Below are 23,663 nucleotides of genomic sequence, written 5' to 3' on the forward strand. Positions count from 1 at the left end.
GAGCCGGAGGTTGGCAGCGTGAGCAGTCGCCTGATCCTCGTGAGCCACGCACCGACCACGGCCACCCGCGCCGCCGCCTTCCCCCGGGACGAGCCACTCGACGCGCACGGGCTGGCCGACGCGACCGCCCTCGCCGGGGCGCTGTCCCGGGTCGACGAGGTGCGCTGCGGGCCGGCTCGGCGGTGCGTGCAGACCGCCACGGCGCTCGGGCTCACGCCGACCCTCGACGAGGAACTGCGCGACGGTGACCTTGGCCGCTGGGCTGGTCGTACGCTCGACGAGGTCGCCGCGGACGAGCCGGAAGCCGTCTCCGCGTGGCTGACCGACCCGGCCGCCGCGCCGCACGGCGGCGAGTCCCTGACCGACCTGCTCGACCGGACCGCGAGGTGGCTGCGCGGGCTGCCGGACGTGGCGCGTACGGTCGTCGCCGTCACCCATCCGATGGTGGTCCGCGCCTGCGTCGTGAACGCGATCCACGCCACACCCGCGTCGTTCTGGCGGATCGACATCGCCCCGCTCACCGCGACCGTCCTGCGCGGCGGCGCCGGCAGGTGGACGCTGCGGACGACGGCGGGCCCGGTCGACCGAGTGGCCGGCCGGTCGGGGACCGGGAGGCGGTAGCGTTCCTGTCATGAGTGCGGACAGTTTCCGCTCGGTGGACATCGAGCGCACCAGCGTGGGTCAGTACGTCGTGCGGAACGTCCGCGGCGGGTCGATCACGGTGGGCACGGGCGAGGACGGCAGCTTCACACCGGTGGAACTGCTCCTGGCGGCCATCGGCGGTTGCACGGCGGTGGACGTGGACCTCATCACCAGCCGCCGGGCCGAGCCGACCGGATTCTCCGTCCAGGTCACCGGCGACAAGATCCGCGACGAGGCCGGCGGGAACCGGATGGAGAACCTCACGGTCACCTTCAACGTGACGTTCCCGGAGGGCGCGGACGGCGACCGGGCGCGCGAGGCGCTGCCCCGCTCGCTGCGGCAGTCGCACGACCGGCTCTGCACGGTCTCCCGCACCGTGGAACTCGGCACGCCCGTCTCGACGGTCGCGGTCCCCGGTCCCGACGGGGACTGAGACGACCCTAGCCCGCGGGCGCGTCCCGGATCGCGAGCGCGGCCTGGACGAGCGCGGCGTGGGTGAGCGTCTGGGGATAGTTGCCGAGGTGGGCGCCGGTCACCGGATCCAGCTCCTCGGGGTAGAGGCCGAGCGGGCCGGCGAGGTCGAGCACGGCCCGGAACAGGTCGACCGCCTCGTCGCGGCGTCCGGTGCGGGCGAGCGCCTGCACCAGCCAGAACGAGCAGGGCAGGAACGCGCCCTCGGCGCCGGGGAAGCCGTCGCGCCCCGGTGGGTAGCGGTAGAGCAGCGGACCACCGGCGGAGAGCCGGTCCCGGACGGCGTCGACCGTTCCGCGTACGCGCGGCGAGTCGGCGTGGTCCATCTCCAGCAGCGGCAGGACGAGCAGGGCGGCGTCGACGTCGTCGGAGCCGTAGGTGCGGACGTAGCTGCTGGTCGTCGCGTCGTAGCCGGACGTCCGCACCTCGGCGGCGATGGCGTCGCGCGCCTCCCGCCAGCGTCGACGTTGCACCTCCGACAGCCGGTGGGACTCGGCGATGGCGAGGGCCCGGTCCAACGCGAGCCAGCCCATGAGCTTGGAGTGCACGTGCTGGGCGGGCTCGCGGACCTCCCAGATGCCGGCGTCGGGATCCGGCCAGCACCGGGCCACCACGTCGGCGAAGGCGCGCACCGTCCGCCACGTCTCCGGGTGGAGGCGGTGCCCCGCCTGCGCGAACGCCCAGGCCGCGTCGATCACCCAGCCGTAGCCGTCGAGCTGGTGCTGCCCGGCGGCGGCGTTGCCGATCCGCACCGGGACGCTGCCGCGATAACCGGGCCAGCCGGGCAGGTCCCGTTCCGCCGGTACGTCCCGGCCGTGCAGGGTGAGCAGTGCCGGCAGGCGCGGCCGGTGCAGGCGGGTGGCGTGCAGCAGCCACGCGAGGAATCCCCGGGCCTCCTCGGGTTTGCCGACGCTGAGGAAGGCGCTGACGCCGATGCTCGCGTCGCGGGGCCAGACGTAGCGGTAGTCCCAGTTGCGTACCCCGCCGGGGTCCTCGGGCAGTGACGTCGTGGGCGCCGCGACCGGTGCCCCCGAGGGCGAGTAGGTCAGCAGCCGCATGGTCAGCAGGCTCCGGACGACGTGTTCCCGGAAGGGCAGCGACCCGTCGATGCCGGCCGTCCAGGCCCGCCAGCGGTCCTCGTCGTCGACGAGGCGTTCCCAGGCCGCGGCCGGCGGAACGTGGATCAACGGTTCCCGGTTGGCCACGGCCATCACGAGGGTCACCGGCCGACCCGGCGCGACCTGGACCACGGTGGGACGGCCCGGCTCGACGGTGAACGCCGGTTCGCAGGCCAGCGAGACCGCGAGCGGTCCCCACTCGCACACCAGGGCTTCGCGCCGGGTGTGGACCCGGGGCCTCCGGTGCCGTAAGCCCAGGCGGGGATCGAACTCGACGACGGCCTCGACCGCGGCGTCCTCGACCGACAGCCGCCGCACGACGAGTGTCGTGGGCAGCAGCCGACCGCTCACCTCGGCCACCATGGCCTCGGTGAGGGTGAGGCGCCGCCCGCCCACCGCCCAGGTCGTTGAGAGCGTGGCGGTGTGCCGCCGGTAGCGCCGGTCGACGACCGTGGCGGGCCCCGCCGGGCCGACCCGGAACGTTCCCGCGTCCGCGCCGCCGACCAGCCGGCCGAACAGGGGTTCGCTGTCGAAGCGGGGCACGCAGAGCCAGTCGATCCCGCCGTCGGCGGCGACGAGGGCGGCGGTGCGCGTGTCGCCCAGCAGCCCGTAGTCGGCGATCGGCGACGGGGGCCGGGGAGGCGTCGGGTCGGCTGCGGCGGTCATGGCGACCGCTGCCCGGTGGCGCGGATCAGTGGGCCCGCAGGAGCAGCCCGAGTACCGCACCGTAGATGATGTGGACGGCCGCCGTGACCACGGGCGTCTGGATGCCGTAGTTGACGGCGAGCAGTCCGGGCGGCTCCAGCACGGCCGTGCTGGCCGGGCCCGCCCGCTGGGAGGCCATGCGCGGGTGGACACCGGGCAGGAGCGGCAGGATCACCGTGAGCGCGATGCCGACGTGAAGCGTCCCGAGCAGGGCCCCGATCCACCAGGTGGCGCGGTGCAGCAGGGCGAACGTGGCCGCGTAGCCGAGGGCGAAGCCCTGACCGGCGCAGAGGTGGAGAAAGAACCCGACGACGCGGGCCCGGTCCGGGTCCTCGGTGACGACCGTCCCGAGCACGAGGGGAAAGTCGAGGCGCGTGAGGCCGGCCAGTTGGGCGGTGGTCAGCGACGCGGTGAGCGCCGTGGTGGCGACCAACCCGAACAGCGCCCATCCGGCCCAGTCCATCTCAGCGGTGGCGGACGTCGCGCGCGTACGCCCGGGGCGCGGCGAGCGGCGACGGTCGGTCGGTCATCGGTCGGTCCTCCGGCTGGACGACGGGAAGGTCCCCGGCCCCGGTCGGGACGCCCGTGTCGCACCGCCAACGGGCGACCGTGGCCGCGCCGGATCTTCACGGTAGGCCAGACGGGCGTGACGTGCGGCCGGGTCGCCGAGATACCACCGGGGTGGGGCGTCGTCGCCGCCGCGCCCGTGGGGCGGCCGGATCGGGGAGGACCGCTCATCCGTGCTGGAGGGCGAGGATGAGCGTCATGGCCGCGTAGGTGGTCAACAGGAGCACGCCTTCGAAGCCGAGGCGGCCCCAGCCGCAGGTCTGGCGGATGAGCAGCCCGCCGAGCAGGGTGGCGGTCATGAACAGGCTGGTGGTGGTGGCGAGCAGTTCCGCGTTGCCGGCGTTGTGGTAGATGGAGCCCTGCCGGTAGGCGAGATCGCCGGCGACGAGGGTGAGCACGTCGAGGATGTTCCCGCCGAGCACGGCGGCGACGGCCAGCGTCACCGCGCCGCGACGGACCGCGGCGATGGCGGTGACGGTCTCGGGAAGGCCGTTGACGATACCCATGAGCACCCCGCCGACGAACCCGGCGGTCAGCCCGGTGACCTCGACGAGACTCTCGGCGGCGACGGCGACGAGCCAGCCGCCGGTGGCCACGAGCAGCCCGACGGCCGCGAACTGGCCCCACAGCCACACCGGGCGGAGACGGTTGAGGGCGTTGTCGTTGTGCGGGACGTCGGGGCGGGTCTCCTCCGTGGCGATGGCCTGCCACATGGGTTGTGCGCCGGCGCGGCGGATGAGGACCAGCCCGCCGGCGTACGTGGCGACGAGGACCGCCGACATGGGGTCGACGCCCGCCACGGTGGTCTCGGGCAGGTAGCTGGCGAGCAGCGCGAGGGAGAGCAGCGCGATGAGCAGGGCGCCGGAGAGCAGGTTCGACAGGGACGCGGCGGCGTGTTCGAGGTTGGCGCGGCGGTGGAAGGCGTCGGCGACGGCGACCGCGGTGGTCTGGGCGGCGATGCCGCCGACCGCGTTGCTGTAGGCCAGCCCGGGCTCGCCGCTGTTGGCGGCCACGATGGTCATGACGATGCCGGACAGGCCGGTCACGACGCCGAAGAACACCACGCCGAACAGGGCTTCGCCCCAGCCGGTGCGGTCGGCGAGGGCGTCACCGAGGCCGGCGAGGCGGATGCTGCCGGCGACCGTGATCGCCCCGGCGACGACGAACACCCCGATGCTCCAGGTGAGCGGCCAGGGCGGGGAGGTCAGGTCCGGCACCGCGGCGGCCGGGCGGTCAGTCGGGCAGCAGGCGCCGGAGCACTCCCTTGCCGGTCGCCCCCATCCGGTACGACTGGACGAGGTACGAGCCGCAGGCGATGTTCGCCCCGGCCAGCGCCGGCACGAGATACTGGACCACCCGCTGCCGGCGCTGCCAGACGGCGATCTCCGGTGGCGTCTCCGGGGTCGACAGCGTCGCGTCGCGCACCTCGACCCGGTCACCGCGCTGGTGCGCCTCCTCGGCGAGACGCCCGATCCGGCTGCCGCAGTAGGCGGCGTACGCGCTCGCCGCGGCGCCGGCGACGGCGAGCCCGGCCTTGACGGCGCCGACCGTCCCGAAGCCCTTCTGCAACGCCATGCGTCGCCCACCGACCCGGGCCAGTTGCGCGCCGGCGAGCAGGGTGGCGCCGATGCCGAGCCACTGCACCGGGCCGAACCGGCCCCACGCCGACTCGGCGACGCGGATGCGGTCGATGCCGTCCCGCAGGTCGCTGCCCGACTTGTTCACGCCGGCCACACCCATCACCGTCCCCCCGAACCAGAGGGCGGATCCGATGTCGTGCACCGCCTGGGCGACGGCGTGGTTGTCGGTGGCGGTCATCTGCATTGCGGACTCCTCGGCGAGCGGACGTCGTCCGTGTCCTGCCGTATGTCGGCTTTGCTCCGATTGAAGCATCCTCACGGTCCCCGCACCGGCCGAATCCACCGACGGGCACGTCCGGATCCGGCGGGCCGCCTTCCGTGGCCCGGCCGGGCCACGGGGGACCCGCAGGGGCCAACCGGCCGGGTAGTTGCCGGACAACGGCACAGCAGAACCGCAACACACCCCGACGGGAGGCCATCGTGTTCCGACACGACCGACACCTGCAGTTCCAAGCCAAACCCGAGAAGCCCGACGCCCTGTTCGCCATGAAGCTGCAGGAGGTCCTGGGCGGCCAGTTCGGCGAGATGACCGTGATGATGCAGTACCTGTGGCAGGGCTTCACCTGCCGGGTCCCCGGCAAGTACAAGGACATGATCATGGACATCGGGACCGAGGAGATCGGTCACGTCGAAATGCTCACCACGATGCTCGCCCGACTGCTCGAGGGCGCGCCGGCCGAGACCACCGAGAAGGCCGTCGCCGCCAACCCCGTGCTCGCCGCGGTGCTCGGCGGCATGAACCCGCAGCACGCCATCGTCGGCGGCGGCTCGCCACTGCCGCGCGACAGCCAGGGCGTGCCGTGGAACGCCGGCTACATCGTGGCCAGCGGCAACCTCCTCGCCGACTTCCGCTCCAACGTGGCCGCCGAGGCGCAGAGCCGGCTGCAGACGAGCCGCGTCATGAACATGACCGACGATCCCGGCGTCAAGGAGATGCTCCGCTTCAACCTCGCCCGCGACACCTACCACCAGCAGCAGTGGCTGCTCGGCATCGAGCAGCTCATCGAGGACGGGTTCGTCGAGCACGGCATCGAGAACTCCAACGGCGACATCGAGAACAAGGACCACAACCACACGTTCTGGAGCTTCGGCACGGACAGCCAGGCGGGTGAGGGCCGGTGGGCACACGGACCCAGCCTGATCGGCGGCCCCGATCTGACGTACCTGCCCGAGCCGGTGGCGCTCACCGACGACACCGCCCTGCCGCCGCCGCCGGATCCGAAGCTGTACGCCACCTACGACGGCTCCCGCGGCCCGGGCAAGCCCGGCGACGCGGCCGGCGCGCACGCCCAGGGGCTCACCAACGTGGTACGCAAGGTCAAGGACGCGCTCGACTGATCCGCCGACGGAACACGGCGCGGGTGTGCGGGGCCGGCCGGTGTGACGTCCGAACGGGTCACACCGGCCGGCCGCCAACGCCGGCGCCCTCCTCCGCCGCCCGGCGGGCCGACGACGCCGGGGCGCGCGAGGAGCGGGGCAGCAGCAGCGGGCTCGTGAGGATCAGCAGTCCCGCGACCGCGATCGCGGTGCGTGGGCTGGTCGCCTCGGCGAGCAGGCCGCCGAGGGCGCTGAGGACGGCGATGGCGGCGCCGCTGCTGATCGACCAGGCCGACAGGGTGCGGGCCACGCGGTCTCCGGGCGTGTGTTCGAGCCGATAGGTGGCGAGCACCGGGTTGTACAGGCTCATGCAGAGGATGATCGCCAGCTCGACCGTCATGACGGTCACGAGACCACCGACACCCGGCTGCACGAAGGCGAGGCCGATCAGCCAGATCGCGCGCAGCGTGCCGACGGTACGGAGAATCCGGTGCTGGCCGTACCGTGCCACCACGCGCCTGGCCAGGCGTGAGCCGACGAGCCCGCCCACGCAGGGAGCGGCGAAGGCGAGGCCGTACTGCCAGGGTGGGAACCCGAGCTCGCGGAGCAGGAGCACGGCCAACAGCGGCTCGGTGGCCATGATCAGGCCGCCCACGAGCAGGTTGTTGAGGTAGAGCGCGCGCAGGCCGGGATGGGTGAGGATGTGCCGCCAGCCGGCCAGCAGTTCCCGGGCCCGGTCCCGGCTGTCGCCGATGCGCGGCGGGCGTTCCTCCCGGCCACGGATCGCCGTGATGCCCAGCGCGGAGATCAAATAGCTGAGCGCGTCGGCCAACACGGTGGTGACCGGCCCGAACAGGCCGATCGCCGCCCCGCCCAGTGGCGGCCCGACCGCGATGGAACTCCACGTCGTCGACTCGAACCGGGCGTTGGCCACGAGCAGGTCGTCGCGCCGGACGAGCGCCCGGAGGAAGGCCCCGCTCGCGGCGTTGAACGCTATCCTGGCGGCCGCCGCCACGGCGGAGACGACGAGCAGATGCGTGACGGTGAGCCGGCCGAGGGCGTAGGCCACCGGAACCGTCATCATGGCGGCGAACCGGGCCAGGTCCATGGCGACCATCACCGGCAGCTTGCGCCGACGCTCCACCCATGGCCCGAGCGGCACCGCGATCAGCGCGCCCACCGCCGGCCCCACCGCGGACAGCACGGACACCTGAGCGGGGCTGGCATGCAGCGCCAGCACGGCGATAAGCGGGAAGGCGCCGAAACCCAGCCCGGAGCCGTAGGCGCTCACCGCGTAGGCCGCCCAGAGCCAGCCGAACCGGCGGCCCAGAGATCGCCCAGCCACCGACTCCGTACCTCCCCCGTCGCGCACCTCCGCGAGATGAGAACAGGAGCGGGAGACCGGGCTCAAACAACCGCACCCCGGCGAGCCACAACCGGATGTTGTGCGACGAGGTCGCCGCGTGCGGGATCGTGGCGGCCGCGCGCCTCAGTCATCCGACCGTTGCGGCGGTTCGTCCCCTCGAATCCGAGTCTGAGCGTTGACACAGCGTCCAAAGATCCGATGTACTGCGCTCCGGCGTTGACCCACCGCGGCCGTGCGTTGACGTCAACCACTACGCATCCGACGTGCGACACGGATTCTGGGGGCGAGCGTGAGGCTGCTGCGGGTGGGCGAGCCGGGGCGGGAACGTCCGGCGTTGCTGGACGAGGCCGGGCGCGTACGCGATCTCGGCGGTGTGATCGAGGACCTGGATGGGGCGTTCCTGGCGGCCGACGGGCTCGGCCGGTTGGCCGACCTTCGCGCGGAGGAGTTGCCGATCCTCGCGACCGAGGGGCTGCGCGTGGGGCCGCCGCTGCGACCCGGCAAGGTCGTGTGCATCGGCCTGAACTACCGGGACCACGCGGCCGAGACGGGCGCACCGCTCCCGGCCGAGCCCGTCGTGTTCCTGAAGGCCTCCGACACCGTGGTGGGCCCCGACGACACGGTTCTCGTGCCGCGGGGGAGCACCAGGACCGACTGGGAGGTCGAGCTCGCGGTCGTCATCGGACGCACCGCTCGTTACCTGTCCAGCGTGGACGAGGCGATGGGCTGTGTGGCCGGCTACGCCATCGCGCACGACGTCTCGGAGCGGGAGTTCCAGCTGGAGCGTGGCGGTCAGTGGGACAAGGGCAAGTCGTGTGAGACGTTCAATCCGCTCGGGCCGTGGCTGGTGACGGCCGACGAGGTGCCCGACCCGCAGCGTCTCGGGCTGCGGTTGTGGGTGAACGGTCGCCTGCGGCAGGACGGCAATACCGCCGACATGGTCTTCCCGGTGGGGGAGATCGTCCGCTACCTGAGTCACTTCATGGTGCTCTACCCGGGTGACGTGATCAACACGGGCACTCCGGCCGGGGTGGCGCTGGGGCAGCCGGATCCGAAGCCGTACCTGGTGGCGGGCGACGTCGTCGAGTTGGAGATCGACGGGTTGGGGCGTCAGCGCCAGGAGGTGGGGCAGGCGTGAGCGAGTTCGCCGGGTTGACGGCCGTGGTGACGGGCGGGGCGTCGGGCATCGGGCTGGCCACGGCCACGCTGCTCGCGGCCCGCGGCGCTCGGGTGGCGTGTCTGGACCTGCGGCCGGAGGTGCCCGAGCCGCTGCTCGGTTTCGCGGCGGACGTCGCCGACGATCCCTCCGTACGGGAGGCGGTGGCTGCCGCCGCCCAGGCGCTGGGCGGCATCGACGTGCTCGTCAACAATGCCGGGATCGGCGCGAGCGGCACCGTGGAGACCAACCCGGACGACGAGTGGCACCGGGTGCTCGACGTGAACGTGGTGGGGATCGTACGGGTAACCCGTGCGGCTTTGCCGCACCTGCGCGCGTCGTCCCACGCCGCGATCGTGAACACCTGCTCCATTGCGGCGACCGCGGGGCTGCCGGACCGGGCGCTGTACAGCGCGAGCAAGGGCGCCGTGCAGTCGTTGACGATGGCGATGGCGGCCGACCACCTGCGGGAGGGGATCCGGGTCAACTGCGTCAACCCCGGCACCGCGGACACGCCGTGGGTACGCCGGCTGCTGGACGCGGCCGAGGATCCGCCCGCGGAGTTGGCGGCGTTGCGGGCGCGCCAGCCCCACGGCCGGCTGGTGAGCGCGGACGAGGTGGCGGCGGCCGTGGCCTACCTCGCGAGCCCGCTCGCCGGGTCGACCACCGGCACGGCTCTCGCCGTCGACGGCGGTATGCAGGGCCTGCGGCTGCGGCCCGCCGCGGATCGTCCCCGCTGAGGAAGGGAGCGGCACCCGTGCAACGGATCGCCCTGCACACCCGACTCAAGCCGGGCAGGGAGAGCGCGTACGACACCATCCACCGGGAGATCCCCGCCGAGTTGGACGGCGCGCTGCGGGCCGCCGGGGTGCACTCGTGGCGGATCTGGCGGGACGGCCGCGACCTGTTCCACCTGGTCGAGGTCGAGGACTACCAGCGGATGCGACACGAGTTGCGCGACCACCCCGCCAACGTGCCCTGGCAGGCCCGGATGGCGGAGTTGCTGGAGGTCGAGGACGACTACTCCGGCGCCGACTCGGGGCTGCGCCTGGTGTGGGAACTGCCGTGACCGGCGTCCGGCTGGGTCGGTCGGGGGTGACGGTGACGCGTCACGGTCTCGGGTGCGCCCAGCTCGGCAACCTCTACACGGCGCTCAGTGACGCGCAGGCCGCCGACACGGTGGCGGCGGCGTGGGAATCGGGTGTGCGTTACTTCGACACGGCGCCGCACTACGGGCTCGGGTTGTCCGAGCGCCGCCTCGGCGAGGCCCTGCGTGCGCGGCCGCGCGGGTCGTACACGGTCAGCACGAAGGTGGGCCGCCTGCTCGTGCCCGACCCGGCCGGGGCCACGGGTCGCGATCCGGCGGGCTTCGACGTGCCGGCCGACCACCGCCGGGTCTGGGACTTCAGCGCGGACGGGGTACGCCGCTCGCTGGAGGCGAGCCTGGACCGGCTCGGGCTCGACCGGGTCGACGTGGTGCTCGTCCACGACCCGGAGGATCACCAGAGGCAGGCGCTGGAGCAGGCCTATCCGGCCCTGCACGAGCTGCGGACGCAGGGCGTGGTCGGCGCCGTGGGGGTCGGTTCGATGCGGTGGCAGGTGCTGCACCGGTTCGTCACGGACACCGACGTCGATGCCGTGATGGTGGCCGGCCGGTACACGCTGGCGGAGCAGCCGGCCCTGGACACGCTGCTGCCGGAGTGCGAACGGCGTGGTGTCTCGGTGCTCAACGCCGGTGTCTTCAACAGCGGCCTGCTCGCCGTCGACCAGCCGGGCGCCGGCGCGACGTACGACTACCACGAGGCGCCGGCGCCGCTGCTGCACCGGGTTCGGGCGATCGCCGCCGTGTGCGCCCGGCACGGCACCTCGCTGCCGGCCGCCGCGCTCGCCTTCGCCGGCGCGCACCCGGCGGTGGCGGCGCTCGTGGTCGGCGCCCACGACCGCCGGCAGGTCCGGCGCAACGTCGCCCTGCACGAGGCCGCGCCCCCACCGGCCGACCTCTGGTCCGAGCTCGTCGCCGAGGGGCTGCTGCGACCGGACGCACCGGTGCCCGCCGGCCCGTCAGCGGCACCGTGACGATCCTGCATACGCCGACCGTGACGGGGGAGGCCGGCCTCCTCGCCGTGTCACCCGTCGAGCGAGATCGCCCACTTCGCGCGCTCGATGGACTCCTCCGCGGCGGGGCCGCCGGGATTCTCCGTGGCCAGCGCCTGGTTGAGTGCGACGAACGGGCGCATGCGCCGCTCGTACCGGGCGAAGGCGACGACGTGGTCGCCGTCGGCCGCGGCCAGCTCGGCGGCGAGCAGATAGGCGCCGACGAGGGCGAGGCTGGTGCCCTGCCCGGACAGCGGTGAGGCGCAGTAGCCGGCGTCACCGAGCAGCGCGATCCGCCCACGGGACCAGGAGTCGAGTCTCACCTGGGCCATGGCGTCGAAGTAGAAGTCCGGCGCCTTCCACATGTCGTCGAGCAGCCGCGGCACCTCCCAGCGCATCCCGGCGAACCGCTCGGCCACCAGCCGGCGCTGGGCGTCGAGGTCCCGATGGTCGTACGCGATCGGCTCGGCCATGAACCCGAGGTTGACCCGCAGCTCGGTGTTGTGCCGTGCCGGGTAGATGCCACCGCCGAGGTCGCCCTCACGGAACCAGACCTGCCAGTCGGCCAGGCCCAGGAAGTTCTCCGTCGTGAACACCGACAGGTAGGTGCCCAGGTGGTGGAGGATCGCCGTCTCGGGCCCGAACGCGAGCCGGCGTACGGTCGAGTGCAGCCCGTCGGCGCCGACCACGAGGTCGAACGTCCGCGGCGCCGCCCGTTCGAACGTCACACGGACGCCGCGGTCGTCCTGGTCGAGGGTGGCGATGGAGTCGCCGAACAGGTATTCGGTGGTGCCACTCGTCCGCTCGTGGAGCAGGGCCGTGAGGTCCTCGCGCAACACCTCGATGTCGTCGCTGTCGAGCCGGCCGCTGCTGATGGCGTGCTCGGTCGAACGCATCAGCTCGTTGCCCTCCCCGTCCACCATCGACATGCCGCGCATGTGGGTCTTCGCCGCACGCAGGGCACCGAGCAGGCCCATCCGGTCGACCACGTCGAGCGCCGCACCGCGAACGTCGATCGCCTGCCCGCCGGTTCGCAGTGCCGGCGCGCGTTCCACGATGGTGGCGGTGAAGCCGTGTCGGTGCAGCCAGTACGCCAACGCCGGGCCGGCCACGCTCGCCCCCGAGATCAGCACCTTCGTCATGACGCCTCCTTGTATAACGCTGTACGCGTCCTGAATGTACGGCGTACACACGCCTCCGAACAACGCTCTGACCTGCATTTCTGTGCTAGGACAGCGCGTGCTGGTACGGTTTCTGTACTAGGACAGAGGAGGGGCTGTGGTGGCGGAACCGCCGTACCAGCGAATCGTCGCCGACCTCCGGCGACGCATCGCCGACGGCGAACTTCGCCCCGGCGACCGGGTGCCGTCGACGCGTCAACTCGCCATCCGGTGGGGCGTCGCGCTGGCCACCGCGACGAGGGCGCTGGCGACGCTGCGCCAGGAGGGGCTGGTCCGGGCCGAGCCGCGGGTCGGCACACTCGTCGCCGAGCCTCGGCCGGTCTCCGCGCCCGGTGCGTCACCGCGGGCGCCGGATCCGCGAGCCGGCTCCGGTCGTGAGCTGACCGGTGAGCGGATCGTGCGGGTCGCCATCGAGTTCGCCGACGCCGAAGGGCTGGAGGCCCTGTCGATGCGCGGGATCGCCGGCCGGCTCGGCGTCTCGCCGATGTCGACCTACCGGCATGTGGCGAGCAAGGACGACCTCGTCCTGCTGATGGCCGACGCGGCGTTCGCGGAGCTGCCGCCCACGACCGCCGACGCGACCTGGCGCGAGCGCGTGGAGGGGGCGGTGCGGACGCTGTGGACGCTGCACCGGCGGCATCCCTGGCTGGCCCACCTGAGCCCGCTCAGCCGACCGCTCCCGCTACCCAGCCTCCTCGCGCACGGCGAGCAGATCCTCGCCGCCCTGGAGGAGGCCGGTCTGGACGCGGTCGCCACCCTCGACGTGCAGGTCCTGCTGTACAGCTACGTGCAGGGCCTCGCCGTGCACCTCGAGCGGGAGGCGCACGCCGAGGCCGCCACCGGCCTGACCGAGGACGAGTGGATGCGGCAGCAGGGCCCCGCCATGGGTGCGATCGCCGCCACGGGCCGCTATCCCGCCTTCGCCCGGCTCATGGCGCGCTTCGCCGTCGACGGCTACGACCTCGACCTCGACCGGGTCTTCGAACTCGGCCTGCGGCTCATGCTGGACGGGCTCACACCGCTCGTCGAGCGCCGTCCCCGTCCGTCCGCGACGGGCCGCGCCTAGCCCCGGCGGCGCCCCGCGACCCAGCGCAGCGCGAGGTACGCGGCCCCGCCGGCCAGCGCCCACGGCGCGGCCACGATGACCGGATCGAGCGGGTGGTGCACGCGGTCCACGCGCTTGCCGCGCAGGCGCGACGAGAGCCCGTGGTGGGTGAACTCGCTCAGGACACCGGTCTCGGTGACGGGGTTGTCGGGGTGGAGGGTGAGGAACGACCGGAGCGTGCTCTCGACCGCGTCCACCCGGTCCGCCGCGAGCAGGAGCAGCCAGTGGGCCGCGCGCCCCTCGCTGTACGTGCGGTAGGAGTACCGGCGGATCACGCCGGAGAGCCCCTTGGGCGGGCACGCCGTGCCGAAGACCGGGGTGAGGAACCTGTGCTCGATCGACCGCTCCCGCGGCCACCTCTCGGGCTGCCGCTCGGGGAACTCCCAGTGCGCGCCGTTGAGGGTCGGGTCGAACCGCTCCTTCGGCACCGAGGGCCGGTCCTTCGGGTCGAGGTCGACGCCCCACCCGGGGATACGGGCGCGCAGCTCGTCGCGGGATTCGGCGAGTTTCGGCTTGTCCGGCGTGTAGGGCATGGTCGGGCTCCCGGTCGGGTCAGGCGGCGTTCGCGACGATGAGCGGCTTGATGCAGCCGTCGAGCTTGGCGGAGAAGATGTGGTACGCCTCGGCGATGTGCTCCAGCGGGATCCGGTGGGTCACGATGTCGCTGGGCTTGAGATAGCCGTTGCGGATGTGCGCGAACAGGCGCGGCCACTGCCGCTTCACCGGGCACTGGTTCATGCGCAGCGTCAGCCCCTTGTTCAGCGCGTCGCCGAACTTCACGGCGCTGAACATCGGGCCGTACGCGCCCATCACCGAGATGGTGCCACCCTTGCGTACCGAGTCGATCGCCCAGTTGAGGGCGACGGGGGAGCCGCCCTGCAGCTTCAGCTTCGCGGCGGTGACGTGCTGGAGGAAGTTCCCGTCCGCCTCGGCGCCGACGGCGTCGATGGCGACGTCGGCGCCCAGGTGGTCGGTGATCTTCTTGAGGTGGACGACGATGTCGTCGTACTCCGCGAAGTTGTAGGTCTCGGCGTGGGCGAACGACGCCGCCTTCTCCAGGCGGTAGTCGAGGTGGTCGATGACGATGACCCGGCCGGCGCCCATCAGCCAGGCCGACTTGGCGGCGTACAGGCCGACCGGTCCGGCGCCGAAGACCACGACCACGTCACCCTCGACGATGTCACCGAGCTGCGCGCCGAAGTACCCCGTGGCGAGCGCGTCGGTGAGGAGGACCGCGTCGTCGTCGTCCATCCACTCGGGTATGAGGCTGGGGCCCACGTCGGCGAACGGCACCCGGACGAACTCGGCCTGCCCGCCGTCGTAGCCGCCGCAGGTGTGGGAGTAGCCGTAGATGCCACCCACGGCCGTGGCGTTGGGGTTGACGTTGTGGCAGTTGCTGAACAGGCCGCGGGCGCAGAAGAAACACGACCCGCAGTACACGTTGAACGGAACCATCACCCGGTCGCCCGGCTTGACGTTCCGCACCGACGGGCCCACCTCGTCGACGACACCGATGAACTCGTGGCCGAAGGTCATCCCGACCCGGGTGTCGGGCATCATGCCGTGGTAGAGGTGCAGGTCCGAGCCGCAGATGGCGGCCCGCGACACCCGCACGATCGCGTCGTTGGGGTGCTCGACGGTGGGGCGGTCCTTCTCCTCCACGCGCACCCGGTAGGGGCCGCGGTAGACCATTGCTCGCACTCGTTGCCTCCTGGACCAGCGCGCTGGCGCTCGACGTGCCCCGGCACCGTCCGAAGCACTGGAGTCGGTACCCCGACGGTCCGGGGGCAAACTCGGCGCGGTCACGACCGGTGAGCCGGGACCGAAACGGCGTCAACCCATCGCTGTGGATCAAAGGCATCGATTGACGCTGCTCAGCGGACGAATGGCCGGACGGGTCGACGGAAGGTAAGGAGTTCGTCTTCTTTTTGACCTTACCCATTGGTAATAGTTGACCGTCTCGTGGCCTCGCCGTGACCCTGTCGCCACCGGTTTCCCAGGAGAGGAGGCGCGATGAGGTTACGGCACGTAGCCGCCGTGGCGGTCGCCACGGCCATGGTGGGACTCGTATCCGTGCCCGTGCAGGCGCGGGTGCTCGAGCGACCATCGGCTCAGGTCGGCGTCAAGGTGAAAGGTGTCCCGACGCCCAAGGAGTTCTTCGGCTTCGAGATGGGCGACGAGGGGAAGCTCGCCCACTTCGACAGCATCAAGCGCTATTTCAAGCTCATCGCGGACCGCTCCGACGAAGCCGATTACCAGGTGGTGGACCGGACGACGCTCGGCAACGAGTACCCCATCCTGCTGATGAGCAGCAAACACAACCTCAAGCGGATCGACCAGGTCCTCGACATCAACAAGCGCCTCTCCGACCCGCGGGTGATGCAGGCCGAGGCGAAGCGCGCGGGCGTCCCGGTCGACGAGTACGCCAAGAAGCTCGCCGCCCAGAGCCTGCCCGTCTACTACATCGAGGCGACGATCCACTCGACGGAGGTGGGCCCCACCCAGTCCCTCGTCAACGTCGTGCACCGGCTGGCGACGGAGAACTCCGAGTTCACCCGGCAGGTCCTCGACAACGTGATCCTGCTCGTCGTCCCGTCGCAGAACCCCGACGGGCAGAAGCTGGTGGTTGAGCACTTCAACCGGACGGCGGGCACGAACTACGACCGGACGTACCCGGATCTGTACCACCACTACACGGGCCACGACGACAACCGCGACTGGTTCATGCTGACCCAGAAGGAGTCGCAGACCCGGGTCCGGCTCGAGCAGAAGTACCGGCCCGTCGCGCAGCACTACATGCACCAGGCGGGCGCTACCTCCCCCCGGATCTGGTCGCCGCCGTGGGACGAGCCGATGTCCGAGACGCTGGACCCGATCGTCGTCTCCGCGTCCAACACGCTCGGCATGCAGACCCAGCGTGACCTCGTGGCGGAGGGCAAGAAGGGCGCGAAGTGGAATGACGCATACGGCATCCTCTGGAACGCCGACGTCATCGGCTACAGCCCGTTCCTCGGCACGTCGACCTGGTTGACCGAGATCGCCTCGGTCCGGGACCTCGCGTACACGTACACCTCCGACAAGATCCTGGAGCCGGCCACCAAGACGCTGCGTTCGGTGCTGCCGTACGACAGCAAGACCTGGACGCTCAAGCAGATCGTGGAGTACGGGGCCTCCGCGGCGTACTCGGGCATGAAGACGGTCGCCAGCGACCCCGAGACGTGGCTCTACGACAACCTCTACCTGTCGAACCGGAACAGTGAGACGTGGACCGGCGGACCGTACGCGTACGTCGTGCCGGCAGACCAGCGCGACCCCTACGCCCTGTACGACATGATGAAGATCTTCGACTTCGGGCAGGTGGAGATCGACCGGGCCACGACCGCCTTCACCGTCGGCGACAAGAAGTACGCGGCAGGCTCCTACATCCTCAAGACACAGCAGCCGATGGGCCGGTGGGTCGACCAGCTCCTACGGATCGACGAGTACCCGGACGCCGCGCGCAAGTGCGCGGAATGCCCGCTGATCATGCCGTACAGCGAGACCACCGACAATCTCGCGCTGTTCATGGGCGTGGACGTCGACGCCGTGGCGAAGCCCTTCGCGGCGGCCACCACCCGCGTTCGGGGCATCGAGCCGGTGCGGCAGCAGATGCCGGGCCACCCCGGTCGCGGCGGCGCCTACGTCCTCAGTCCCACCTCGTACGGGCTGGGCCAGGTCATCGCCGACCTCCAGAAGGCGGACGTGCCGGCGTACCGGGCCAAGGCCGCCGTCACCGTCGGCGGCCGGACCCTGCCCGCCGGCGCGCTGCTCGTGCCGTCGAAGGACCCGAATGCCCGCCCGGTGCTGACCCGGGCCAGCCAGGAGACCGGCCTGCCCGTCTACGCCACCGACACGGTGCCCAACGTCGCCGCGGTCAAGCTCAAGGCCGACACCCGGGTGGGTCTCGTGCGCGGGGCCAACAACATGCCCGGCGGGTGGATGATGTGGATGTTCGACCAGTTCGGCGTGAACTACGAGGTCGTCTCCGCGGACGACTACGCCGACCTCCGCGGCAAGTACGACACCATCGTGCTCGCGCCCGGTATCTCGGCGAACTCCATCACCCGCGGTCTCGACCCCGCCAAGAACCCGCCGGAGTTCCGGTGGGCCCGGGGCGTCCCCGACGGGCTCGACAAGCTGAAGCAGTTCGTCGAGGGCGGCGGCAATCTCGTGGCGCTGGGCAGCGCGTCCACCACGGCGGCCACGTCGCTCGGCCTGCCCGTCCAGAACGTCACGCCGAGCAACCGGACCGCGTTCAACGCGCCCGGGGCGCTGCTCAAGCAGAGCTACGACCCAGAGGTCCCCGCGGCGTGGGGCATGCCCGAGTCCTGGCCGACCTGGTTCAACAACGACGCGGCGTTCAAGGTGACCGGCGACGCGCAGGTCGCCGCCACCTACCCGAAGGAGGAGGATCTGCTGGTCAGTGGCTACGCGCACGGCACCTCCGCCATCGGCGGCGCCACCAACATCGCCACCTTCGACGTGGGCAAGGGTGAGGCCACCATCGCCGGCGGCCACATCACCTTCCGCACCTGGCCCCGTGCCTCGTGGACCGTCGTCACGAACGCCATGTACAACGGCGCCGGAGAGGACGTGACGGCCGGTCAACTGGCCGGCGCCTTCCGGTAGGTCCGGCCGGCGGCAACGACATCGGCTGCGGTGCCCACCCGGCACCGCAGTCGATGCGTCGCCTCCAGGGACCGGCACAGCGGCGCGTCCGACATCGAGTCTCCGCACGCGCAGCGCGAGCGCGGAAGGGCGTTACCGGCAAGGACGCCAGGTACCGTCGCCGCATGTGGAGAGTGCTGGTCAGCGGCCGCTTGGGAGGCGCCGCAATCCGCTTCAACGAAACCGGTGTGCCGGTCGATTCACCGATCTGGCGCCAACGCCCACGTAGCCCGCTCGCAGAACTGGAACACCGAAGCAAGTAACGGGGTCGACCCCTCTGCTCACATGGGGGGCGACAGCGGAAGACCCCGTGGATCATGCAGTTGTGGTGCCCGGAGCGTCGGCGTCCGCCCCTTTTGCGAGGCACCACAACTGCATGATCGGCCCCGACTCAGCTCGGCGCGGCACGGTCTCGACCTACCAGGCGGTCGCGCCGCCCTCGACCGGGATATTTGCGCCCGTGATGTAGGAGGCGCGGTTGGACGCCAGGAAGGCGGCCAGCTCGACGACCTCCTCGGGCCGGCCGAAGCGCCGGAGGATCGTCTTCTTCGTGATCGCGTCCCGGGCCGCCTGGTCGTCGCCGAGGTCACGGTCGCTGGCCGGACTCAGGACCGGGCCGGGGCTGATCGCCAGCGCGCGGATGCCGTGCGGCGCCCCTTCGAGCGCCATTTGGCGGGTCATGCCGAGGATGCCGGCGTTCGCCGCGCAGTGTCCGACCATCGGGGGGAACTCGCCGGCGATCATCGCGGCCATCGACGCCACGTTGATGATGACGCCACCGCCTCGCCGGGCCAGGTGGGGCCACGCGAACTTCGACACGAAGAAAGGGATGTCGAGTTCGCCGGCTATCGTGGCCCGCCAGTCCTCGACGGAGAAGTCGGGCATCGGGCCGAAGCGCAGGGAGGCGGCGTTGTTGTAGACCACGTCGAGGCCGCCGAAGGCGGCCGCGGCGTCCTCGACGAACTGCCGGGCCTGCTCCGGATCGGTGAGGTCGACCGGCGCGATGCCCGTCATCTCACCGCCGGCGCGACGGACGAGTTCGACGGTTTCGTCGTTGCCGGCAGGGTTGATGTCGCATCCCACGACCTTCGCGCCTTCGCGCGCGAAGACCAGCGACGCGGCGCGGCCCATTCCGCCGCCCGTGCCGGTGATCACCGCTACCTTGCCGTCGAGCGTTCCCATGGCGCTCCCTCGTTCGTCCGGTCCGTCCGAAGGTAAGCGGCACGAGGGCGCGTTCGCCCCGGAACCGGAGGAAAGCACCGTTTCCGGTGCCTCAGGGGCGCCCGTTCACGGTTGGCGCGGGCGGTGGGACCGATCGGGTTGGTCGCCGTGAAGGCCCTCGGCACGAGGTCGAACCCCTGCCGGTGCACGGGCATCGGGCTCTGATCCTCTTCCCCGGTGCGGGCCCTCAGGACAGTCGTGACACGAGGCCTGCGACGTCCTCGGCGCAGCCGTAGGACAGTGTGACGCCGGCGCCACCGTGGCCGTAGCAGTGGATGACCGGGCCGCGGTCGAGGAACTCGGTTTCCAGCCGTACGGTCGGTCGCCCCGGTCGCAGGCCCACGCGGTGGCCGAGGACGCGGGCGGTGTCGAGGGCGGGCACGAGCCGGGCGCAGCGTCGCAGGATGTCGGCCGTCGTCTCCGGCCGCACCCGGACGTCCTCGTCGCGTTCCTCCGCGGTGCCGCCGAGCAGCACGCTGTCGCCCCTGGGGACCACGTAGACCAGGTGTTCGGGATCGGTCTGGTCGAGCAGCCACTCGGCGAGGCCAAACTGGGCCACGACGACCACCTGGCCGCGCACCGGCGTGAGGCTCGTGTCGGGGACCAGCTCCCGGGCACCCAGGCCGGTGCAGTTCACCACGACGTCCACGTCGTCGAACGCGTCGCCCAGATCGGCCACGTGCCGGGTCCGCACGGGCACCCGCGCCGCGTCAAGCCGGCCGCGCAGCCACGGCAGGTGTACCGCCATGTCGACCACCGGGACGTTCAGCTCGTAGCCGTCGACGTAGCCGGGCGGCAACCGCTCCGCGGCGACCCGAGCCAGCGCGGGAACGGCGTCGCGCCACCACGGGTCGGGGGTGTGCCGGCGGAACAGTTCCCGGCCGGCGCGCATCCGGACGCCGGCCGCCGGATCGGAGGTGAGGCCACGCAGCGCCCGGTAGCTGGTCGCCGACCACCGGGTCACGTCGGCCTCGGGGTACGCGCGATACGGATACCAGAGCGCGGCGGCGACCGATGACGTGGTGCCCTCGCCGGTCGCGGCCGCGACGACCTCGACCGCGTGACCGGCCTGTGCCAGGCGCAGCGCGCTGGTCAGGCCCACCACACCGGCGCCGACGACCCTGACTCTCATGCCTCGAGATCACACCACAACGGGGTGCTCAGCGGGAGACGGGTGGGTGACGCGACCGTGCCCCGCCGCGGACGGCTCGGTCTGTCGCCCGATGGGAGTTCGGACACCCGGTCACCGACCGTCCGCAGTCGACTGTCCGGACCGCACCGACCGGCAGCCGTGCGCCACCGTGGCGGCGACGACCGGCCGACCTCGGCCAGCCCGCTCGGGACGATCGGGCGCTGCCGGCGGTGACACCGGCGGTGGCGACAGCGGCGGCGGCGGTACCGATCCGCGCTTCGCGACGTGCACCGCCGCCAAGAGGGCGGGCTACGGGCCGTACGTGCGCGGCCAGGATCCCGAGTACGCCTGGTACGACGACCGCGACGGCGACGGGCGGGTGTGCGAGTAGGCGGACGGCTCGACGAGGCGTGGGCCGGTGACCGCCCGATCAGGACCGGGCGCCGGCCCCGCGCCCGGCCAGAAACCGGTCGACGGTGCCGGCGCGGCGGGCCTCCTCGGCCAGTGACTCGCCCACGATCCGGCTCGCCAGGTCGACGGCGATCGGCCCGATCTCGGCGTACAGCTCCCGGATGATCCCCTGCCGCTGTGCCGCGAGCCGCTCCCTCCCCGCCGCCACGGCCCGATCCGACTCCGCTCGTGCGGCGGCCAGCACCTCCTGCCGGACGCGCTCGGCGTCGGCCCGGCCTTCCTCCCGGATCCGGGCGGCGTCGGCCCGCGCCGCGGCCATCTCGGCGTGGTACTGCTCCAGCAGGCGCAGCGCCTCCGACCGGGTGGCGTCGGCGCGCGCGACGCCGCCCTCGATCGCCGCCGTCCTCGCCTGGAAGGTCTGCTCCATCCGGGGGAAGACGAACCTCAGCAGCACGAGGCACAGCAGCCCGAACGCGAGCGCGCCGGTGAGCATCTCCTGCCAGAGGGGTGTGATCGCGCGCAACCCGCACCTCCGCCAGCGTAGGAATATCGACGGATGTTACCGGCGCTCGGCCCGAGCTGCTGCCCCTGTCGCCGTGCCCGCATCGGCAAGAACGGCTTCGCGACCGGGGCCGCGCGGACGGGTGTCCGCGCGGCTCCGGTGCTGTCCGTCGCGCTAGAGGGCGATCTCGTGCTGGTAGATCCGGTGGTGCGCCCCGTGGACGAAGACCCGCAGTACCCCGCCGTACGACGCCGCGGCCGGCGCCGAGCGGGCCCCGGCCGGCCCGGGCACGACGGCCCAGCCGGACCACGTGCCGGTCGTCACCGAGTAGCGGTTGATCCGCAACTGCCCGGCGGCGTCACGGACGAACACGTGCAGCTCGCCGCCGTACACGGCGGTGGCGGGCGCCGAGGCCGCTCCGGCCGCGCCCGGCACGGTCGACCAGCCGGACCAGGCGCCGGTCTCCAGGGAGTACCGGTTGACCCGCACCCGGCCGGCGGCGTCACGGACGAACAGTTGCAGGTCGCCGCCGTAGACGGCGGCCGACGGCGCCGAGGTCGCTCCCGCGGTGCCCGGTACGGTCGACCAGCCGGACCATGTGCCGGTCGTCAGCGAGTAGCGGTTGACCCGGATCTGGGCGGCGGCGTCACGGACGAACACGTGCAGCTCGCCGCCGTACACGGCGGTGGCGGGCGCCGAGGCCGCTCCGGCCGCGCCCGGCACGGTCGACCAGCCGGACCAGGCGCCGGTCTCCAGGGAGTACCGGTTGACCCGCACCCGGCCGGCGCCGTCACGGACGAACAGCTGCAACTCGCCGCCGTAGACCGCGGTGGCCGGGGCCGAGGCCGCGCCGGGGGCGCCCGGCACCGCCGACCAGCCCGACCACGCGTCGGTGGCCAGCGAGAAACGGTTCACGCGCACCTCACCGTTCGCGCCTCGGGTGAACAGCCACAGGTCCGAGCCGTACGCGACGGCCTCCGGCCCGGACCGGGCCTCGGCCTGGCCGGGCACCGGAGTCCAGGCCGCCTGGGGCCGACCCCAGCCGGGCGCCGCGGCGCCGGCCGGTGCCGCGGCCACGCCGACGGTGGCCACGACGAGCGCGAGGAGGACGACGAGCAGTCGGGCACGTGCTCGTGGTGGACGGGATGCCTGCATGATGAACTCCCCTCGTGGACGGTCGCACATCGACCGAGCTCAGGAGTCCATGCTGGCGGCCCACCCCGGCGCCGCGCACCGGCTCTCCGGCCAGCGGCGGTGTCGACTATGCGGCACCCTCTCGCCGCAACCATCGCCGCCTCTCGCGTATACCGAGCGTGCGACGCGCGCGGCCCCGCCGTTCGTTTGCCCATGCGGCCGGAGGGTAGTGAGGGAGACGTGACCACACCTGAGCAGAGGCAGCAGGAAGACGCCCTCGAGCGTGGCGAGGTGTTCCAGGACGCCGAGGGCCACCGGACCAGGGACCCGGGCGCCGGAGCGGCGCACGCGGACAGCGAGGCCGACCGTAACGCGGAGCACCTGGCGCGCGGTGAGGTCGGCCCGGGCGTGCCGGAGGAGTAGCCGGGCAAATCCGCCCGACATCCCTCCGGTCAGCCCGCGTCGCCCGGCCCGCCGGCCCGCGCGAGGGCGACGACCCGCCCGCGCTCCGACTCGGGAAAGCGGTCGAGCATGACGCGCAGCTCGTCGGCGCTCACGTTCGCGCCGAACAGCTCGCTGCCCGGTTCGAGCCGTACGCCCTCGGCCAGGGGCCCGGCGACCACCGGGTCGAAGCCGAGCCGGTCCACGAGGGAGGCGACGACGTCGACGTCGGCGGGATCGTCGCCGGCGATCGCGATGGCCTTGCGGCCGGGAGTGCCAGCCGGCCGTGCCTCGTCCTCCAGATCGTGGTACCCCATGTGGTTGAACGCCTTGACGACCCGGGAGTCGGGCAGGAACGCCTGAACGGTCTCGCTCGACGAGGTGCGCGGGTCGGTGAGGTCGTCGCGGATGCCGTCGACCTCCCACCAGTAGTTCATGGCGTCGACGACGAGCTTGCCCCGCAACCCCTCGGCGGGAATGCTGCGGTACTTGCCGAGCGGGAGGGCGAGGACCACGATGTCGGCGTCGGCCGCGGCGTCGGCCGCCGTGGTGGCGACGGCCCCGGGCGTGAGCACCTCGATGGTGAGGGCGATCTTCGCGGGGTCGCCGGAGCCGGCGACGAGCACCCGGTAGCCGGCCGCGACGGCGAGCCGGGCGAGCACGGTGCCCACCTTGCCGGCGCCGAGGATGCCGATGGTCCGCGGCTCGTGCTGAGCGTTGTCGTTCATGTCGTCCTTCCGCATACCGGCGGGC

Annotated in this window: 24 protein-coding genes; 11 read left to right on the top strand and 13 right to left on the bottom strand. The window is 72.3% G+C overall.

Annotation, left to right across the window (positions count from 1 at the left end):
• Nucleotides 1-18 precede the first annotated feature (18 nt).
• Nucleotides 19-621, top strand: coding sequence for a histidine phosphatase family protein (locus ACSNOA_RS10875; RefSeq protein ID WP_436657829.1), 603 nt, complete (start codon nt 19-21; stop codon nt 619-621).
• A 10-nt stretch (nt 622-631) separates the two neighbouring features.
• Complete coding sequence (locus ACSNOA_RS10880; protein ID WP_436657830.1) at nt 632-1,075, top strand: OsmC family protein; 444 nt, start codon at nt 632-634, stop codon at nt 1,073-1,075.
• Nucleotides 1,076-1,082: 7 nt separating this feature from the next.
• Here ACSNOA_RS10880 and ACSNOA_RS10885 read toward each other — a convergent pair whose 3' ends face one another.
• The 4 genes from ACSNOA_RS10885 to ACSNOA_RS10900 all read right to left on the bottom strand — a co-directional run bounded on the left by ACSNOA_RS10885 (nt 1,083) and on the right by ACSNOA_RS10900 (nt 5,327).
• Complete coding sequence (locus ACSNOA_RS10885; RefSeq protein WP_436657831.1) at nt 1,083-2,897, bottom strand: glycoside hydrolase family 15 protein; 1,815 nt, start codon at nt 2,895-2,897, stop codon at nt 1,083-1,085.
• A gap of 25 nt (nt 2,898-2,922) precedes the next feature.
• Entirely contained in the window at nt 2,923-3,399 is a 477-nt protein-coding gene (locus ACSNOA_RS10890) for a hypothetical protein (RefSeq protein ID WP_436657832.1), read from the bottom strand.
• 271 nt (nt 3,400-3,670) lie between these two features.
• A complete protein-coding gene (locus tag ACSNOA_RS10895) occupies nt 3,671-4,720 on the bottom strand; it encodes a sodium:calcium antiporter (RefSeq protein ID WP_436657833.1) in 1,050 nt (349 codons plus the stop codon).
• 16 nt (nt 4,721-4,736) lie between these two features.
• On the bottom strand, nt 4,737-5,327 hold the full coding sequence (locus ACSNOA_RS10900; RefSeq protein WP_436657834.1) for a hypothetical protein: 591 nt from the start codon (nt 5,325-5,327) through the stop codon (nt 4,737-4,739).
• 236 nt (nt 5,328-5,563) lie between these two features.
• Here ACSNOA_RS10900 and ACSNOA_RS10905 point away from each other — a divergent pair, with 236 nt between their 5' ends.
• Nucleotides 5,564-6,481: a manganese catalase family protein gene (locus ACSNOA_RS10905; RefSeq protein ID WP_436657835.1), complete on the top strand. Its 918-nt coding sequence runs from the start codon at nt 5,564-5,566 to the stop codon at nt 6,479-6,481.
• 58 nt (nt 6,482-6,539) lie between these two features.
• Here ACSNOA_RS10905 and ACSNOA_RS10910 read toward each other — a convergent pair whose 3' ends face one another.
• Nucleotides 6,540-7,805 carry an MFS transporter gene (locus ACSNOA_RS10910; RefSeq protein WP_436657836.1) on the bottom strand — a complete coding sequence of 422 codons (1,266 nt, stop codon included), beginning with the start codon at nt 7,803-7,805 and terminating at the stop codon, nt 6,540-6,542.
• Between the two features lie 310 nt (nt 7,806-8,115).
• Between ACSNOA_RS10910 and ACSNOA_RS10915 the strand changes: the two genes are divergently transcribed.
• From ACSNOA_RS10915 to ACSNOA_RS10930, 4 genes are read left to right on the top strand one after another with little or no spacing between them, the layout of a single operon-like run.
• Nucleotides 8,116-8,964 (top strand): fumarylacetoacetate hydrolase family protein, encoded by an 849-nt coding sequence (locus tag ACSNOA_RS10915; RefSeq protein ID WP_436657837.1) that lies wholly within the window; start codon nt 8,116-8,118, stop codon nt 8,962-8,964.
• On the top strand, nt 8,961-9,722 hold the full coding sequence (locus ACSNOA_RS10920) for an SDR family NAD(P)-dependent oxidoreductase (RefSeq protein ID WP_436657838.1): 762 nt from the start codon (nt 8,961-8,963) through the stop codon (nt 9,720-9,722). The genes ACSNOA_RS10915 and ACSNOA_RS10920 overlap by 4 nt, the downstream gene beginning before the upstream one ends.
• Nucleotides 9,723-9,739: 17 nt before the next feature.
• On the top strand, nt 9,740-10,051 hold the full coding sequence (locus ACSNOA_RS10925; protein WP_436657839.1) for an L-rhamnose mutarotase: 312 nt from the start codon (nt 9,740-9,742) through the stop codon (nt 10,049-10,051).
• A 32-nt stretch (nt 10,052-10,083) separates the two neighbouring features.
• The gene (locus ACSNOA_RS10930; protein WP_436657840.1) at nt 10,084-11,058 is read left to right on the top strand and encodes an aldo/keto reductase; all 975 of its coding nucleotides are present in this window, start codon (nt 10,084-10,086) and stop codon (nt 11,056-11,058) included.
• A 50-nt stretch (nt 11,059-11,108) separates the two neighbouring features.
• On the opposite strand, the gene ACSNOA_RS10935 is transcribed toward ACSNOA_RS10930, so the two are convergent.
• Nucleotides 11,109-12,218 (bottom strand): FAD-dependent monooxygenase, encoded by a 1,110-nt coding sequence (locus ACSNOA_RS10935; protein WP_436657841.1) that lies wholly within the window; start codon nt 12,216-12,218, stop codon nt 11,109-11,111.
• Between the two features lie 139 nt (nt 12,219-12,357).
• Here ACSNOA_RS10935 and ACSNOA_RS10940 point away from each other — a divergent pair, with 139 nt between their 5' ends.
• Nucleotides 12,358-13,323, top strand: coding sequence for a TetR/AcrR family transcriptional regulator C-terminal domain-containing protein (locus ACSNOA_RS10940; protein WP_436657842.1), 966 nt, complete (start codon nt 12,358-12,360; stop codon nt 13,321-13,323).
• On the opposite strand, the gene ACSNOA_RS10945 is transcribed toward ACSNOA_RS10940, so the two are convergent.
• The gene (locus ACSNOA_RS10945; protein WP_436657843.1) at nt 13,320-13,895 is read right to left on the bottom strand and encodes a hypothetical protein; all 576 of its coding nucleotides are present in this window, start codon (nt 13,893-13,895) and stop codon (nt 13,320-13,322) included. The two genes, ACSNOA_RS10940 and ACSNOA_RS10945, sit on opposite strands and share 4 nt — an antisense overlap.
• Nucleotides 13,896-13,914: 19 nt before the next feature.
• Nucleotides 13,915-15,054: a zinc-dependent alcohol dehydrogenase gene (locus ACSNOA_RS10950; protein ID WP_436658378.1), complete on the bottom strand. Its 1,140-nt coding sequence runs from the start codon at nt 15,052-15,054 to the stop codon at nt 13,915-13,917.
• A 321-nt stretch (nt 15,055-15,375) separates the two neighbouring features.
• On the opposite strand from ACSNOA_RS10950, the gene ACSNOA_RS10955 reads away from it, so the two are divergent.
• On the top strand, nt 15,376-18,030 hold the full coding sequence (locus tag ACSNOA_RS10955; protein ID WP_436657844.1) for a M14 family zinc carboxypeptidase: 2,655 nt from the start codon (nt 15,376-15,378) through the stop codon (nt 18,028-18,030).
• A 456-nt stretch (nt 18,031-18,486) separates the two neighbouring features.
• On the opposite strand, the gene ACSNOA_RS10960 is transcribed toward ACSNOA_RS10955, so the two are convergent.
• Both ACSNOA_RS10960 and ACSNOA_RS10965 read right to left on the bottom strand, forming a co-directional pair.
• Nucleotides 18,487-19,251: an SDR family NAD(P)-dependent oxidoreductase gene (locus ACSNOA_RS10960; RefSeq protein WP_436657845.1), complete on the bottom strand. Its 765-nt coding sequence runs from the start codon at nt 19,249-19,251 to the stop codon at nt 18,487-18,489.
• A 226-nt stretch (nt 19,252-19,477) separates the two neighbouring features.
• The gene (locus ACSNOA_RS10965) at nt 19,478-20,422 is read right to left on the bottom strand and encodes an FAD-dependent oxidoreductase (protein ID WP_436657846.1); all 945 of its coding nucleotides are present in this window, start codon (nt 20,420-20,422) and stop codon (nt 19,478-19,480) included.
• 91 nt (nt 20,423-20,513) lie between these two features.
• Between ACSNOA_RS10965 and ACSNOA_RS10970 the strand changes: the two genes are divergently transcribed.
• Nucleotides 20,514-20,813, top strand: a complete 300-nt coding sequence (locus ACSNOA_RS10970; RefSeq protein WP_436657847.1) for an excalibur calcium-binding domain-containing protein — start codon at nt 20,514-20,516, stop codon at nt 20,811-20,813.
• Nucleotides 20,814-20,852: 39 nt separating this feature from the next.
• On the opposite strand, the gene ACSNOA_RS10975 is transcribed toward ACSNOA_RS10970, so the two are convergent.
• Nucleotides 20,853-21,326 (bottom strand): F0F1 ATP synthase subunit B family protein, encoded by a 474-nt coding sequence (locus tag ACSNOA_RS10975; RefSeq protein ID WP_436658379.1) that lies wholly within the window; start codon nt 21,324-21,326, stop codon nt 20,853-20,855.
• 183 nt (nt 21,327-21,509) lie between these two features.
• Nucleotides 21,510-22,490 (bottom strand): hypothetical protein, encoded by a 981-nt coding sequence (locus ACSNOA_RS10980; protein WP_436657848.1) that lies wholly within the window; start codon nt 22,488-22,490, stop codon nt 21,510-21,512.
• A 219-nt stretch (nt 22,491-22,709) separates the two neighbouring features.
• Here ACSNOA_RS10980 and ACSNOA_RS10985 point away from each other — a divergent pair, with 219 nt between their 5' ends.
• On the top strand, nt 22,710-22,892 hold the full coding sequence (locus tag ACSNOA_RS10985) for a ribonuclease (RefSeq protein WP_436657849.1): 183 nt from the start codon (nt 22,710-22,712) through the stop codon (nt 22,890-22,892).
• Between the two features lie 29 nt (nt 22,893-22,921).
• Here ACSNOA_RS10985 and ACSNOA_RS10990 read toward each other — a convergent pair whose 3' ends face one another.
• Complete coding sequence (locus ACSNOA_RS10990) at nt 22,922-23,638, bottom strand: NADPH-dependent F420 reductase (protein ID WP_436657850.1); 717 nt, start codon at nt 23,636-23,638, stop codon at nt 22,922-22,924.
• Nucleotides 23,639-23,663: the final 25 nt, after the last annotated feature.

It is taken from the genome of Micromonospora sp. URMC 103, assembly GCF_051386435.1.
Taxonomy (GTDB): domain Bacteria; phylum Actinomycetota; class Actinomycetes; order Mycobacteriales; family Micromonosporaceae; genus Micromonospora.

Excerpts from the sequence above, each read along its gene's own strand:
- ACSNOA_RS10950 (WP_436658378.1), bottom strand. The coding sequence starts at position 15,054 with ATGGTCTACCGCGGCCCCTACCGGGTGCGCGTGGAGGAGAAGGACCGC.
- ACSNOA_RS10960 (WP_436657845.1), bottom strand. The coding sequence starts at position 19,251 with ATGGGAACGCTCGACGGCAAGGTAGCGGTGATCACCGGCACGGGCGGC.
- ACSNOA_RS10945 (WP_436657843.1), bottom strand. The coding sequence starts at position 13,895 with ATGCCCTACACGCCGGACAAGCCGAAACTCGCCGAATCCCGCGACGAG.
- ACSNOA_RS10980 (WP_436657848.1), bottom strand. The coding sequence starts at position 22,490 with ATGCAGGCATCCCGTCCACCACGAGCACGTGCCCGACTGCTCGTCGTC.
- ACSNOA_RS10990 (WP_436657850.1), bottom strand. The coding sequence starts at position 23,638 with ATGAACGACAACGCTCAGCACGAGCCGCGGACCATCGGCATCCTCGGC.
- ACSNOA_RS10885 (WP_436657831.1), bottom strand. The coding sequence starts at position 2,897 with ATGACCGCCGCAGCCGACCCGACGCCTCCCCGGCCCCCGTCGCCGATC.
- ACSNOA_RS10965 (WP_436657846.1), bottom strand. The coding sequence starts at position 20,422 with ATGAGAGTCAGGGTCGTCGGCGCCGGTGTGGTGGGCCTGACCAGCGCG.
- ACSNOA_RS10900 (WP_436657834.1), bottom strand. The coding sequence starts at position 5,327 with ATGCAGATGACCGCCACCGACAACCACGCCGTCGCCCAGGCGGTGCAC.
- ACSNOA_RS10975 (WP_436658379.1), bottom strand. The coding sequence starts at position 21,326 with ATGCTCACCGGCGCGCTCGCGTTCGGGCTGCTGTGCCTCGTGCTGCTG.
- ACSNOA_RS10890 (WP_436657832.1), bottom strand. The coding sequence starts at position 3,399 with ATGGACTGGGCCGGATGGGCGCTGTTCGGGTTGGTCGCCACCACGGCG.
- ACSNOA_RS10880 (WP_436657830.1), top strand. The coding sequence starts at position 632 with ATGAGTGCGGACAGTTTCCGCTCGGTGGACATCGAGCGCACCAGCGTG.
- ACSNOA_RS10955 (WP_436657844.1), top strand. The coding sequence starts at position 15,376 with ATGAGGTTACGGCACGTAGCCGCCGTGGCGGTCGCCACGGCCATGGTG.
- ACSNOA_RS10935 (WP_436657841.1), bottom strand. The coding sequence starts at position 12,218 with ATGACGAAGGTGCTGATCTCGGGGGCGAGCGTGGCCGGCCCGGCGTTG.
- ACSNOA_RS10970 (WP_436657847.1), top strand. The coding sequence starts at position 20,514 with ATGGGAGTTCGGACACCCGGTCACCGACCGTCCGCAGTCGACTGTCCG.